The 15,665-nt window shown below is 36.8% G+C and carries 9 protein-coding genes; 5 read left to right on the top strand and 4 right to left on the bottom strand.

Annotation, left to right across the window (positions count from 1 at the left end):
- Nucleotides 1-86: 86 nt before the first annotated feature.
- From tamA to ilvD, 4 genes are all read left to right on the top strand, one after another.
- Nucleotides 87-1,847, top strand: a complete 1,761-nt coding sequence (gene tamA, locus HNR69_RS04240) for an autotransporter assembly complex protein TamA (protein ID WP_081376621.1) — start codon at nucleotides 87-89, stop codon at nucleotides 1,845-1,847.
- 10 nt (nucleotides 1,848-1,857) lie between these two features.
- Nucleotides 1,858-5,382 carry an autotransporter assembly complex protein TamB gene (gene tamB, locus HNR69_RS04235; protein WP_136122283.1) on the top strand — a complete coding sequence of 1,175 codons (3,525 nt, stop codon included), beginning with the start codon at nucleotides 1,858-1,860 and terminating at the stop codon, nucleotides 5,380-5,382.
- Nucleotides 5,383-5,384: 2 nt separating this feature from the next.
- Nucleotides 5,385-6,935, top strand: coding sequence for a Ppx/GppA phosphatase family protein (locus tag HNR69_RS04230; RefSeq protein WP_075293631.1), 1,551 nt, complete (start codon nucleotides 5,385-5,387; stop codon nucleotides 6,933-6,935).
- 172 nt (nucleotides 6,936-7,107) lie between these two features.
- The gene (ilvD, locus tag HNR69_RS04225; RefSeq protein WP_012341084.1) at nucleotides 7,108-8,943 is read left to right on the top strand and encodes a dihydroxy-acid dehydratase; all 1,836 of its coding nucleotides are present in this window, start codon (nucleotides 7,108-7,110) and stop codon (nucleotides 8,941-8,943) included.
- Between the two features lie 398 nt (nucleotides 8,944-9,341).
- On the opposite strand, the gene clpX is transcribed toward ilvD, so the two are convergent.
- The 3 genes from clpX to tig all read right to left on the bottom strand — a co-directional run bounded on the left by clpX (nucleotide 9,342) and on the right by tig (nucleotide 12,567).
- Nucleotides 9,342-10,586, bottom strand: a complete 1,245-nt coding sequence (gene clpX / locus HNR69_RS04220) for an ATP-dependent protease ATP-binding subunit ClpX (RefSeq protein ID WP_075293630.1) — start codon at nucleotides 10,584-10,586, stop codon at nucleotides 9,342-9,344.
- Nucleotides 10,587-10,601: 15 nt separating this feature from the next.
- Nucleotides 10,602-11,183: an ATP-dependent Clp endopeptidase proteolytic subunit ClpP gene (gene clpP, locus HNR69_RS04215; RefSeq protein WP_075293629.1), complete on the bottom strand. Its 582-nt coding sequence runs from the start codon at nucleotides 11,181-11,183 to the stop codon at nucleotides 10,602-10,604.
- Between the two features lie 85 nt (nucleotides 11,184-11,268).
- A complete protein-coding gene (gene tig, locus HNR69_RS04210) occupies nucleotides 11,269-12,567 on the bottom strand; it encodes a trigger factor (protein WP_075293628.1) in 1,299 nt (432 codons plus the stop codon).
- A 358-nt stretch (nucleotides 12,568-12,925) separates the two neighbouring features.
- On the opposite strand from tig, the gene HNR69_RS04205 reads away from it, so the two are divergent.
- Nucleotides 12,926-14,341: a GspE/PulE family protein gene (locus tag HNR69_RS04205; protein ID WP_232451458.1), complete on the top strand. Its 1,416-nt coding sequence runs from the start codon at nucleotides 12,926-12,928 to the stop codon at nucleotides 14,339-14,341.
- 33 nt (nucleotides 14,342-14,374) lie between these two features.
- On the opposite strand, the gene HNR69_RS04200 is transcribed toward HNR69_RS04205, so the two are convergent.
- On the bottom strand, nucleotides 14,375-15,634 hold the full coding sequence (locus HNR69_RS04200; protein WP_012341088.1) for an HlyC/CorC family transporter: 1,260 nt from the start codon (nucleotides 15,632-15,634) through the stop codon (nucleotides 14,375-14,377).
- Nucleotides 15,635-15,665: the final 31 nt, after the last annotated feature.

Genomic DNA, 15,665 nt, shown 5'->3' with positions numbered 1-15,665 from the left:
AATTTAAATCAAAAACACCGCACTTTTTACATTGCATAACACCGTTACTAACAGGTAAACTAGACAAGGTTAAACTAGGGATGAATATGAAATTACTAAGTAAATATTTTGTGAGATCAATACTGAACACGAGCATATTTGGCATATACCTAGCAAGTTCGTTTTCTTTTGCTGAACATCTTGTTGATTTAAAAGTTGTTGGTGTAACCGGTGTACAAAAAACGACTAATGTAGACGCTTATATAAATACCATTGATGAAGAAGAGCGTGATGGATCTGAACGTTATCAACAATTAGTTCGAACCGCAATTGATAAAGCATTACGTGCTTATGGTTATTACAGTAGCACAGTGAATTTCACTTTACAGCCGGCGAAATCATCTAATAAACCCGTGCTTGTTGCAAATGTGGACATGGGAAGGCCAAGTATTATTCAACGTGCCGATGTTACTATTCTTGGTGAAGCAAAAGATGATGAGGTTTTTCAAGATTTACTTCGTCGTACTGCCCAAAAAGGCGAACACGTAAGCCATCCTGTTTATGAAGACTATAAAAGCCGGTTGCAAAAGCAATTACTCGCTCGTGGGTATTTTGATGCAAAGTTTGAGGTTTCTCGTTTTGAAATCAAACCATCCACTTATCAAGGTTGGTGGAAAATGGTTTTAAACAGTGGCACTAGATACAAATTCGGACAATTCAATTTTAAGCATAGTCAAATTCGTGAAGATTACTTACGCAATATGATGCCAATCAAAACAGGCGATAAATATTTAATTAATGATCTCTCATCACTTACCAACGACTATACATCATCAAATTGGTTTAGATCGGTTTTATTAGAACCGAAAGTCGATGAAAAACGCAAGGTGGTTGATATCAATGTATTGCTTTATCCTCGCAAGAAAAATGCAATAGATGTAGGGATTGGGTATTCGTCTGATGTAGGCACTCGATTCAAGCTCAGTTGGATTAAGCCTTGGATTAATAATCGTGGACATAGTTTCAATTCCAATTTATATATATCAGCCCCAAAACAAACTCTTGAGGCGAATTATAAAATTCCCTTACTGAAAAATCCGCAAAGATATTATTATGAACTGTCTGGTGGTTTTGAAAAGGAAAATACTAAAGATACTCAAACTATAGCAGCAAGTTTTGCTGCATTACGCTACTGGAATAGAGTGACCGGTTGGCAACATTCTTTTGGGTTACGTGTACGTTATGACTCATTTACCCAAGCCAATGTTTCAGATAGAACATTATTTATTTATCCAACAATATCAGCGAATAGAACACGCTTAAGAGGTGAGTTATTTCCTACTTGGGGAGACTCACAACGCATCACGGTAGATTTTGGAAGCAAACGTTGGAAGTCTGATGTAAACTTCTTTCGAATAAAGGCCTCAACAGTTTGGATCAGAACGTTTAAAGAAAATCATCGTTTCTTGACACGTGGCGAAATAGGTTGGTTACACACCAAAGATATTAATAAAATACCGCCCGCACTTCGCTTTTTTGCAGGCGGGGAACGTAGTGTGCGTGGATACGGTTACAAGAAAATTTCTCCAACATCTTCTGATGGCAAACCAATAGGTGCACCATATCTATTAACTGTTAATACTGAGTACCAATATCAAGTACTTGAAGATTGGTGGCTGGCAGCCTTTGCTGATACGGGGTTGGCTGCTAATAAATTTAACGTTAAAGAACTACGTTATGGTGCCGGTTTTGGTGTGCGTTGGGTATCACCGGTGGGAGCAATAAAACTTGATATAGCTACACCGATTCGAGATAGAGAGAAGAATAAAAATATCCAATTTTATATTGGATTAGGTTCAGAATTATAAGGTCGTAAAAATGACACAAATACCAAATGAAAATACAACAACAGAGCGACAGGAAACTCGCTCGGTTAAGCCAAAACGTAAGGTATTACGCGGGATTTTATGCACAATAAGTGCGGTCATTTTATTACTTATTTTATTTTTAGTAACCGCACTTACAAATAGCGGACAACGCTTGTTCATTCAGCTTGCTGATCATTTCATAGATAATCTGCATATTGCTCAAATTGATGGTGGGTTGCAAGACGGTTTACAATTAAAACAAATTGCTTTTCACACTCAAGGTATTAAAGCTGATATTGAACAAGCAAATATAAAACTGGACTTACATTGTCTATTAAGTGGCAAGATTTGCTTAAAAAATCTCACTTTAAATCAGCCTAAAATTCAGATTGATACTGCTCAACTGCCAAAGTCGGAAACTAAAACGTCACAACCAATACAACAAATCAAGCTACCTGTTGAAGTGGACATCAATGGTATTGAGATCAACCAGCTGGATCTCACAATAGACCAACAGCAAGTTAAATTAGCAAAATTTCGGACCGCACTTACTTTAAACAATGAGCAAGGTTTAACTTTACTGCCTACAGAAATTAATGGTTTAACGATAGTTCACCGACATCTCACAGAAAAAACAGCGAAGAAGAAAAAGAGTGAAAAAACTGTAAGATCCCCTGTTGATTGGGAAAAACTTACACAACGGTTAAATCAACCGTTATTGCCTGATATGCCCGAAATTGAGCTACCTTTTGATCTACATATTCAAGGTATTCAAGGAAAAAATTGGCTATATCAACAAATTGGCAATTCAAATATACCGCAAAGTGATTTACACCAAATTGAAATATCAACTATTTATTTACACGCAGACAGTATAGATAATTCTATTCAATTACAAACGTTTCAACTTGAAAGTAATTTAGGTCAGCTACGAGGTGAGGGGACATTGCAACTCAAGCAAGAATTTCCGATAGAACTACAAGTTCAAGCAACGCTCAATGAACTTAAACATGATGGAAAATTGCTTTTGCCTCACAGTAACATCAATCTTACATTAAGTGGAAATCTTAAAAAACAAACCGCACTTTTCCTGCAAACTCAGGGAACGTTTGAGTCGATATTACAGGGTAAAATTGAGCTTTATTCACAAAAAACACCGTTTGACATTGAATTAAAAGTAATAAACGGACAATATCCATTTGAGAAAAACTCTACAGAACCATTGAAAATTCAGGACATGTTTTTTACTGCAAAAGGAGATTTGCTCAATTATCAAGCCACATTACAAGGCAAGCTCATTGGTATGGGAATGCCTGAAACCGATGTGGATTTAGCACTACAAGGCGGATTGACACAATTTACCTTACAACAACTTCAAGTTAATGCGTTAAATATGAAGGCGAATGCAAACGCCAATGTGAGCTGGAAAGATAAACTTAAGTTGAAAAGCAATATTGATCTAAAAGGACATAATGTTCGGCTAAATAATATGCGAATTAACAAAATTGATTTATTGGCTAACATTAGTTTACAAGATATAGTGCAAGGACAAGTCGATCTTGATATTGATGGTTTCAGTTTAAATAATATTAAATTGAACAGCACTAAATTACAAATTAAGGGAACGGAACAACAACACTATTTAATCCTTAAATCAAAGGGCGAGCCGGCTTCCGCAACCTTAAATTTACAGGGGAAATTTGACCGCACTTTACAACAATGGCAAGGTATTTTAAGTCAAGTGAATATTCATTCTTTAATTGGCAATTTGACCAATAGTGAAAATATTTTGTTGTCTTATGATAATAAAAAGACAATTGCACAAGTTTCCGCCCATTGCTGGAGATCATCGGATATTCATCTCTGTTTTCCACAAGAGTTCATTGTAGGAAAAACCGGAGAAATTCCGTTTGATTTTAAAACAATTAATTTAGCGTTAGTGAATAAATTGATCTCACAAGAGATTTTCAAAGGACATTTATCCGGTCAAGGAAAATTCGCATGGTTTACGGAGAGTTCTCCTTATTTGACGCTACAACTTAAAGGCGATAATCTCAATGTGACAAAAAAATTAGATTATCGTACTTTTCGTTTAGCTATCCCAACTTTAAATATAACTACAGAGTTACAAAACAATAACTTAACCCTAAATTCTAATTTTAATATTCAAAACCGAGGAGACGTTAATATGGAATTAAAATTAGCTGATTTAACCAATCAGAAAAGGTTAAGTGGTCATTTAAAAATTAGCGATATGAATTTAAATATAGTTAATCAGTTAATCGCTAGCAGTGAGAAAGTAGATGGTCAAGTCAATGCAAAGTTGAGTTTTACAGGTGATTTAAGTAATCCTCTTTTGAATGGTGAATTTGCTGTGAGTCAAGTTCGAGCTAAGTTGAAATCAGTTCCTTTTGGTATAACAAATGGAAATATTATACTGAGCTTTTATGGTGATCGTTCAATTCTAAAAGGAAATATTCAAACTCACGAAAGTCATTTAAATGTTGAAGGTCAAGCAAATTGGCGTAAGATCGACGATTGGCAAGCAGGTTTACATATTAATGCAGATAAATTTAAGGTGGATATTCCTTCCATAGCTAAATTACAGGTATCGCCAAATATTGAAATTCATGCAACACCTAAACTATTAGCGTTAAGTGGTAATGTTGATATTCCATGGGCAAGGATCGAAATTGAACGTTTACCTGACAATATAGTTGCTCCCAGTAAGGATGAAGTGATTTTAGATGGTCCCCAAAAAACTAAAGTAGTTAAATTGATGAAAGGAGAAATTGAGACAACTACAAAGAGCGGTATACAAATTCACTCTGACTTAAAAATCAAGCTCGGCGATCATGTGCGTTTAGAGGCATATGGTTTGAAAACCGAATTAAATGGCTTGCTTTCAGTAAAACAAGAAAAAGGCAACCTTGGCTTATTTGGACAAATTAATTTACACAATGGTCATTATGAATCTTTTGGACAAGATCTTTTAATTCGTAAAGGGATTATTAGCTTTTCCGGTTTACCTTCTCAACCTATGTTAAATATAGAAGCAATACGAAATCCGACATCAATGGAAAATACGAATATGACAGTAGGTGCAAAAATAGTTGGTATTGCCGATAGTCCTGAAATCACTATATTTTCCGAGCCAAGTACCTCTCAAGATCAAGCACTCTCTTATCTTCTTACCGGACGATCTTTAGAAAATAGCGGAAATAATGGTTCCGGTGGCTCACTTGGTGCGGCATTATTAGGAATAGGGTTAGCTAAGAGTGGAAAATTAGTCGGTGGTATTGGTAAAGTATTTGGTATTCAAAATTTGAACTTGGATACTTCTGGTGTTGGCGACAGTTCAAAAGTTGTCGTAAGCGGTAATATTACCCCTACATTACAGATAAAATATGGTATTGGTTTATTCGATGGATTGGCTGAATTGACCCTACGTTATCGCCTATTACCTAAACTTTATTTACAATCCGTTTCCGGTATAAACCAAGCGGTCGATCTACTTTATCAATTTGAATTTTAACGATGAATAACGAAAATTTATTACAAAAAGTAACCGCACTTGTACAACACCGCGGTGAAGCGAAAGAAATTGCCGCTATTGATTTAGGCTCCAATAGCTTTCATATGGTGATTGCCCGAATTATTAACGGCTCTATTCAAGTTTTATCTCGTTTAAAACAAAAAGTACAATTGGCGGAAGGGTTAGATGAAAATAATATGTTAAGCCAAGCCGCTATCACCAGAGGCGTAAACTGTCTTGCTCTTTTTGCCGAACGCTTACAAGGATTTGATCCTCAAAATATCAATGTAGTCGGTACTTATACATTACGAAGTGCGGTCAATAAGATAGAATTTTTACAACAGGCGGCAGAGGTTTTCCCCTATCCGATTAATATCATTAGTGGGGAAACTGAGGCAAAAACGATTTATTCCGGTGTTTCTCATACCCAACCTGAGATCGGTCGGAAATTCGTGATTGATATTGGCGGCGGTTCAACGGAAATGATTATTGGCGATGATTTTATCCCTTTAATTGCCAATAGTCGCAATATGGGATGTGTCAGTTTTGCCAAGAAATTTTTTCCATGTGGCAAAATATCAAGGGATAACTTTCAACGAGCTAAAAAAACGGCAAAACAATGTATTGAAGATCTTGCCAAGCCTTATCTTGACTTAAATTGGGATTGTGTTTTAGGTTCTTCCGGTACCATCAAAACCGTTCATCAAGTTATTAGTACCAACTATAATCAACACGCAATTATCACATTATCGCACTTAAACAAGTTGATAACACAAGTATTGAAAGCTCACCATTTCAATAAATTACATATCAATGGACTCAATGAAGATCGTGTAGATGTATTTGTTCCCGGACTTGCTATTTTGACCGCACTTTTTGAAACCTTTGCTATCAAAGAAATGCGTTATTCAGACGGAGCATTGCGTGAGGGGATTATTTATAGCTTGGAAAAGGATTTCCAAGTCAAAAATATTCGCCAACGTACCGCACTTGGTATTATGCAACAATTTAATGTGGATCTCGCACAAGCGGAGCGAACCTATCAAAGCACCTTATTGCTCAGTGAACAATATCAAAGTTGGCAAGCTGTTGAATTAAAAACTGAAATGCAAGATATTCTGTTATGGGCGGCAAGGTTACATGAAGTGGGGGTCGTGATTAACCATAAAAATTTACAAAAACATTCCGCTTACATTCTACAAAATATGGAATTGCCCGGATTTGATAAAGAACAGCAACGCTTACTTACTACAATAATCCATCACCAATTTAATCATTTCAAAATGCCTGACATTGGAAAATTTGCACGCTATCCGAGGGCTGATGTAATCGCACTTGTTCGTTTATTACGTTTGGCTATTTTACTCAATAAATCTCGCCAAGCGACATCGAAAACAAATAACATTACCCTAAAAATCGACCGCACTCTAAAAAAATGGTCATTATATTTTGATGCAGAATATCTTGAGCATAACCCTTTAGTCAAAAATGAATTGATGGAAGAACAAAAACGCTTGTCAGAATTTAACTTAGCACTGGACTTTTATTCTTAAAAAACGTTATATAGTAGAACGTGCTTGTTTCATATCAGTTATTGAGTACTACGATAAGATAGACTAATCAAGCAATGAAGACGGGCAGTTTTAACATGATTAGCGATGTGTTTAAGAATGCAAGAAACAGTGATAAAAATTTAAAAATAATATTATTTTACTTGGAGAGATTATGCCTAAACTACGTTCAGCGACCAGTACACAAGGTCGTAATATGGCAGGTGCACGTGCTTTATGGCGGGCAACAGGAATGAAAGAAAATGATTTCGGTAAACCGATTATCGCGGTTGTCAATTCATTTACTCAATTTGTACCCGGACATGTTCACTTAAAAGATATGGGGCAACTAGTTGCTGCTGAAATTGAAAAATTTGGTGGGGTAGCAAAAGAGTTTAATACCATCGCTGTAGATGATGGAATTGCTATGGGGCATGGAGGTATGCTCTATTCTTTACCGAGCCGAGATTTAATTGCCGATAGTGTTGAATATATGGTTAACGCTCACTGTGCTGATGCGATGGTTTGTATTTCTAACTGCGATAAGATCACACCAGGAATGTTAATGGCCGCATTGCGTTTGAATATTCCAACAGTCTTTGTTTCAGGTGGCCCAATGGAAGCGGGTAAAACCAAATTATCCGATCAAATCATTAAATTAGACTTAGTGGATGCTATGATTCAAGGTGCAAATCCGAATGTTTCAGATGATGTCAGCGAACAAATTGAGCGTTCTGCTTGTCCAACTTGTGGCTCTTGTTCAGGTATGTTTACCGCCAATTCAATGAATTGTTTAACCGAAGCACTGGGCTTGAGCTTACCGGGAAATGGCTCATGTTTGGCTACTCATGCCGACCGCAAACAACTTTTCTTAGCGGCAGGAAAACAGATTGTTGAACTGTGCAAACGTTATTATGAACAAGATGATACATCTGTTTTACCTCGCTCAATTGCCACAAAAGAAGCCTTTGATAACGCTATGAGTCTTGATATCGCTATGGGTGGTTCGACCAATACCGTTTTGCATTTATTAGCTGCTGCACAGGAAGCGGAAGTCAATTTCACTATGGCGGATATTGATCGCCTTTCTCGGGTAGTACCGTGCCTGAGCAAAGTTGCACCAAATACCCAAAAGTATCACATGGAAGATGTGCATCGTGCTGGCGGTATTATGGCAATTTTAGGTGAATTAGATCGTGCCGGCTTGTTGAATAGCCAAACTCGTACAATTTTGGGTATGAGCATAGGCGAACAAATTGCAAAATATGACATCAAACTCACTCAAGATAAAGCCATACATAAATTTTTCCGTGCAGGACCGGCAGGGATTCGCACTACTCAAGCTTTCTCGCAAGATTGTCGTTGGGATACGGTTGATGATGATCGTGAAAATGGTTGTATTCGCAGTAAAGAATTTGCGTACAGCCAAGATGGTGGGTTAGCTATGTTGTCAGGCAATATTGCTTTAGACGGTTGTATAGTCAAAACTGCTGGAGTAGATGAAAGCATTTTAAAGTTCAGCGGTAAAGCCATTGTATTTGAAAGTCAAGAAGATGCTGTATCAGGCATTTTGGGGGGTAAAGTACAAGCTGGACATGTTGTGGTGATTCGGTATGAAGGACCAAAAGGCGGACCGGGTATGCAAGAAATGCTTTATCCAACCAGTTATCTCAAATCTATGGGCTTAGGTAAAGCTTGTGCCTTACTTACAGATGGTCGTTTCTCCGGTGGTACATCGGGACTGTCTATCGGACACTGCTCACCGGAGGCGGCGGCAGGCGGTTTAATTGGTGTAGTAAAAGATGGTGATATTATTGAGATTGATATTCCAAATCGTCGCATCGAATTGATGGTATCCGAAGAAGAACTTGCTGAGCGTCGAGCAGAGCAAGATAAACTTGGCTGGAAACCAGCTAATCGCCAGAGAGAAGTTTCCTTTGCTCTAAAAGTTTACGGATATTTCGCAACATCTGCGGACAAGGGTGCAGTACGAGATAAAACGAAGATATAAAAGTTAAAAGTGCGGTGTTTTTTATCTAATCGTGCCCTAAAACCACGTCCTTTAGGGGGGGGATATAAAGCACAAATATGATATACTTCTTACTGCTAACAGAGGTCGCTTTAGACTCTCAATGACGGCATAATCAGGGCAGGACGTGCCCGTAGCGTCTGTGAAGTGAATCGCATTGGCGGTCAGCAGCAGAAACCCACCGAGAGTAGCCCATTGCTTGCAATGGGAGCTGGTAGGAATCTCCTTGCTTTAGCTAGGGGAGGACGTCAAAGCAGAAATGGTAGTGAAAATGGCACTTTCTGTAATAGAAAAAGTTAGTGATGATTAATAAAAATAATCAAAACCAACTTTTGTCTACTGTGCTTTTTTAGATAGCAGGATAAAATCACACCTTTTTATTAACTATTGAACTTCAATACTGGCACTTTATTTTCGGTGACTGTTTCTTCTTCCACTATAACTTTCTGTAAGTTTTCAATAGAAGGGAGATCATACATAGTATCAAGCAATAGGGTTTCAACAATAGATCGCAAACCTCTGGCACCTGTTTTACGAGCTAGTGCTTTTTTCGCCATTGCAATCAATGCTTCTTGGGTAAATTCTAATTCAATATTTTCTAAGCTGAATAAAACTTGATATTGCTTAGTTAGGGCATTTTTCGGCTCAGTTAAAATTTTTACCAAAGCCTCCTCATCCAGTTCGCTTAAAGGTGCGATAACAGGTAAACGACCGATAAACTCCGGTATTAAGCCAAATTTCATTAAATCATCAGGTTCAACTTGCTTAAATAATTCGGTTAAACTGACTTTCTCTTCATCAATACGAACATCAGCACCAAAACCAATACCTTTGCCACCGGTATTCGTTCTTTTCTCAATAATTTTATCTAAACCGGCAAAAGCACCGCCACAAATAAATAAAATCTTAGAGGTGTCCACACGCAACATTTCTTGTTGAGGATGCTTTCGTCCGCCTTGTGGAGGAATAGAAGCTACCGTTCCTTCAACTAATTTTAGTAAAGCCTGCTGCACACCTTCGCCTGATACATCACGAGTAATAGAAGGATTTTCAGACTTACGTGTAATCTTATCAATTTCATCAATATAGATAATACCTTGTTGAGCTTTCTCTATATCATAATCACAATTTTGTAATAATTTTTGCAAGACATTTTCAACATCTTCACCAACATATCCCGCTTCAGTTAAAGTTGTTGCATCTGCCATTGCAAAGGGAACATTGAGCATACGAGCTAACGTTTGTGCCAATAAAGTCTTGCCACTGCCTGTCGGGCCGATAAGCAAAATATTACTTTTGCCCAATTCAACCTCAGAAGTATTTTTTTCGCTACGTAAACGTTTATAATGATTATACACCGCCACAGCTAATACTTTTTTAGCATAATCTTGGCCTATGACATAATCATCTAAATGTGCACGAATTTCATGTGGTGTCGGTAATTTAGGCTCTTCCTCTTGAAATTCTTCATCAATTTCTTCGATGTCATCCGCATTAGCTAACATGTCATGACATAATTCAATACACTCATTACAAATATAACCGGATGTGCCTGCAATTAATTTATCTACTTCTTTTTGTTCCTTACCACAAAAAGAGCAATGTAATTCTTTTTCTTTTGTCATTTCTTTACCCAATATCTACCGTTTAATTAACACGTCATCAACTAAACCGTACAATTTTGCCTGTTCTGCAGACATAAAATTATCACGATCAGTATCTTGTTCAATTTGTTCAATAGATTGTCCTGTATGAAATGCTAAACGTTCATTTAACGTTTGCTTAATTTTTAAAATTTCTTGTGCATGAATTTGAATATCAGAGGCTTGTCCTCTAAAGCCACCTAAAGGCTGATGAATCATCACTCTTGCATGAGGCAATGCCGCCCTTTTACCTGCTGTGCCACCCGCCAATAAAAATGCTCCCATTGAACATGCTTGTCCAATACAAAGAGTTCTCACATCAGGCTTAATAAATTGCATAGTATCATAAATTGCCATTCCGGCAGTGACTGAACCGCCGGGAGAGTTTATATAAATATTAATGTCTTTTGCTGGATCTTCCGCTTCCAAAAAGAGAAGTTGAGCAACAATCAAGTTTGCCATACGATCTTCAACTTCTCCAGTCAGAAAAATCACCCGCTCTTTTAATAGACGTGAATAAATATCATAAGATCGTTCGCCTCTTGATGTTTGTTCTACGACCATAGGAATGACGCTCATATATACCTCTTCTAAAAAATCTAAATAACAAAAGTGCGGTCATTCTTACAAAACGACCGCACTTAAAACTATAAAAAGCTATAAATTACGCTTGAGGGTTCATTACTTCATCAAACGAAGACGCTTTCTCAGTTACCTGTGCTTTCGTTAATACAGCATCAACAGCTTGTTGTTCTAACACGACATTGCGAATGTTATTCATTAACTCTTTGTTTTTACTATAATATTCAATCACTTCTGCTGGTTGTTCATAAGCTGATGCAATATCTGCGATCATCGCTTTAACACGTTCTTCATCAGCCTTTAACTCATTAGAAGAGATGACTTCAGAGAATAATAAACCAACCTGAACACGGCGTTTAGCTTGTTCTTCGAATAATTCACGTGGTAATTGTGCAGCTTGTTGAGCATTACCGCCAAAACGTTGTGCTGCTTGATTACGTAATACTTCAATTTCTTGCTCAACTGCGGCAGTAGGTACTTCAATTGGATTTTGCTCTAACAAACCGTCAATTACCTGAGTTTTAATACGAGAAACCAAAGCATTTTTCAATTCACGTTGCATATTTTTTGCAATTTCATTGCGTAAATCCGCTACATTTTTTGTATTAGGGCCAAATTTTGCCACAAATTCATCTGTTAATTCAGGTAATTGCATTACTTCTACTTTTTTCAAAGTAATCGAAAATTTAGCAGCTTTCCCTTTTAGATTTTCAGCATGATAAGTTTCAGGGAAGGTTACATTAATTTCAAATTGTTCACCCGCTTTATGACCAATGATACCCTCTTCAAAACCGGGAATCATCCGACCTTGCCCCATTGCTAAAACAAAGTCTGTTGATTTTCCACCCTCAAACTCTTCGCCATCAACAGAGCCAACGAAATCGATAGTAACACGATCATCAGCTTTAGCAACATCTTGAGTTTCAATCCAAGTTGCTTGTTGTTTACGTAAAATGTCAAGCATCTTATCAATATCGGCGTCTGAAATTTCCACAACCGGTTTTTCAACCTTGATTTTATCCAGTCCTTGAAGCTGAATCTCTGGATAAACCTCAAAAGTCGCTGTAAATTTTAATTCTTTACCAGCTTCAAATTGTTCTACTGTAAATTCTGGGCGACCGGCTAAATTCACTTTATTTTCAAGCATCACATTGAAAAAATGTTTTTGTAATAAATCGCCTAATACATCTTGGCGAACAGATGCACCAAAACGTTTTTCAATCATTTGTGCCGGTACTTTACCTTTACGGAAACCGTCAATACGTGCATTTTTTGCTACACGTTTCAATTCTTCACGCACAGCTTGCTCAACAGCTTCAGAAGGAACGGTGATATTTACACGACGCTCAAGACCTTGAGTTGTTTCAATATTAAATGACATTATGTTACCTCAAAAAGAATTTGTACTCGGCGGAAACACGCACCGAACACGTTAGTAAATTAAATTTACATTAAAAGACGAGGAATTATAGCGATACAAAAGCAAACAGTCGAGGAAATGACAAATAAAAATCTGCATTTGAACATTTTTTAGCCTAATAGATAAAATTTTTTTGCCAAGAAGTTTTTCCATAATTTTGGTTCTCCTGTTGAGAAATATAAAATTTCTGATGTTCGCATATCACAAAAAGTTATTTTTACGATCCAGATCGTAAAAAAAGTGCGATGGTATTTTCCATATTTTCTTTTTGCAACAAAATTCTCAGTACATCATTAACCGAATAATATAAACGCACAATATGATAATTCCTCAATCTGAAGATATGTCTCCGATAGTGATGTCGATCGATGGAGATACTTATGAAATAACACCGCATTTATGGCAAAGAAATCAGCAACAATCCCAAATTCTGCTACGCTATTTTGCCATTCCTTTACAGGAAAATGAACAAACGTTATGGTTAGGCGTTGATAGTCTAAATAATATTAGTGCCTGTGAAACATTTGCATTTTTGTATGGAAAAATTGTAGAACCGGTTTTACTTAATAACCAATTACTTAAACAGTTACTACAAAACTTATCACCACAGCAAAATAATATGTTCGTTGAAGAGCAACCTATAAATCAATATGTAGCCGAGCATCGTATAGAAGTAACTGAAAAGTCTGATGAACCCGTGATTCAACTTTTAGATCACATTTTTGAAAATGCGTTAAAGCAAAATGTATCAGATATTCATATTGAACCACAAATGAATTGCTTGCAAATACGTTTCAGAATAGACGGTATTTTACAATGCCAATCGCCTCTTCCGTTTTCGCTGAGTAAGCGTATTCTTTCACGTTTAAAGTTACTGGCCAAATTGGATATAAGCGAAACACGGTTACCTCAAGATGGACGATTTCATTTTAAAACAACATTTTCTGACATCCTTGATTTTCGTTTATCAACCCTTCCGACGAATATGGGTGAAAAAGCCGTGTTGCGTTTACAGCAAAATAAACCTGTACAGTTGAGTTTTGCGGAACTCGGTATGACAGAAAACCAGCAAAAATCATTCAAACAGGCACTATCTCAACCCCAAGGACTCATTTTAGTGACAGGCCCAACAGGGAGTGGAAAAAGTATCTCACTTTACACTGCACTTCAATGGCTGAATGATAAGCACAAACATATTATGACAGCGGAAGATCCGATAGAAATTGAATTGAACGGTATCATTCAATGTCAAATAAATCCGCAGATCGGGTTAGATTTTAGCCGACTGTTAAGAACTTTTCTTCGTCAAGATCCTGACATTATTATGTTGGGTGAAATTCGGGATAACGAAAGTGCAATAATGGCATTAAGAGCAGCACAAACCGGACATCTTGTTCTCTCAACTTTACATACAAATGATGCTCCGTCGGCAGTCTCACGCTTGCTTCAATTGGGGGTAAAGCAACATGAAATTGACAATAGTTTATTATTGGTCATCGCTCAACGCTTGGTACGAAAAAAATGTCCACATACAGAAAATGAAAATTGCACTTGTCATCAGAAATATCAAGGGCGAATTGGTGTTTATCAATTTTTACAACCGCATCTAATAGATAATCATATTTGCTACCAAACGGATTATGCTCATTTGCGTGAAAGTGCAATGGAAAAAGTGCGGTTAGAAATAACAGATTTAGCAGAAGTGGATAGAGTTATTGGACAAAGTAGTGAATAAAAAACGGATCTTCATGATCCGCTTTTAACCTATTTAAACTTTTTCAACTTTAACTTGTTTAATCATATTATCCGCCACTTCTAATACAGTAATTTTTAGCCCATTTATTTCACATTCAGTTCCTTCATTAGGAATTTCTTCTAAATGTTCTAAAATCAATCCATTAAAAGTGCGGGCATCTTCGGTATCTAAATTCCAATTAAATAATTTATTTAAATCACGTAAATTGGCAGATCCTTCAATAATTATTGTTCCGTCAGATTGCTGTGTCACTTCTTCATCAATAGATGGGGCGGTTGAAGTGGTAAATTCACCGACAATTTCTTCCAAAATATCTTCTAACGTTACGAGTCCTTTAATATCCCCATATTCGTCTACGACCAAGCCAATACGTTCTTTATTGTTGCGGAAATTAAGTAATTGAGTATTTAATTCTGTCCCCTCAGGGATAAAATAAGTTTCATCTACTGCACGAATGAGCGTTTCTTTACTAAATTCATTTTTATCCAGCATTAGGCGATAAGCCTCACGAACCCGTAATATACCCAGTACATTTTCATCAATACTGCCTTTATAAAGTACAACACGCCCGTGAGCGGCATGATTCAGCTGACGCATAATCGCTTTCCAATCATCATCAACATCAATACCGGCTATATCATTACGTGGCACCATAATGTCATCGACCGTAACTTTCTCTAAGTCCAAAATAGAAAGAAGCATTTCTTGGTGTGCAGAAGGGATATATTGTCCTGATTGATTCACTATTGCACGTAATTCTTCTGAGTTAAGAGAATGTGCTTTTACTTCATTTTTTAAACGAAAAAGTTTCATTAGCCCGCTAATAAATAGATTTATAATAAAAACTAATGGACTAAAAATTTTCAATAGTATGCTAATAATATGACTTGAAACAAAAGCAACTTTTTCAGGATAAAGTGCGGCAATAGTTTTAGGAAAAATTTCTGAAAAAATTAACATTACAAAGGTCAATAAACCTGTCGCAACGGCAACGCCAACATCACCATATATACGCATACCTATAATGGTTGCAATTGCTGATGCGGAAATATTAACTAAGTTATTGCAAATTAAAATTAGACTGAGGAAAACATCCGTTCTCTTAAGCAATTTCTCTGTTTTTTGTGCCCCTTTATGCCCTTTTTCTGCTAAAAATCGCATACGATAGCGATTAACGGAAAGCACTCCCGTTTCAGAACCGGAAAAATAAGCTGAGAGAATAAGTAAGATAATTAATGTAATAAATAAGGTACTAAGGGGGATACTATCCAAAATATAATCCTTTCATTCATTTCCATAATGC

Origin of the sequence: Histophilus somni (genome assembly GCF_014202395.1) — a bacterium.
In the GTDB taxonomy this organism is placed as follows: domain Bacteria; phylum Pseudomonadota; class Gammaproteobacteria; order Enterobacterales; family Pasteurellaceae; genus Histophilus; species Histophilus somni.
The sequence above is the reverse complement of the archived record's forward strand: the minus strand, read 5'-3'. Positions and strand labels throughout refer to the sequence as shown.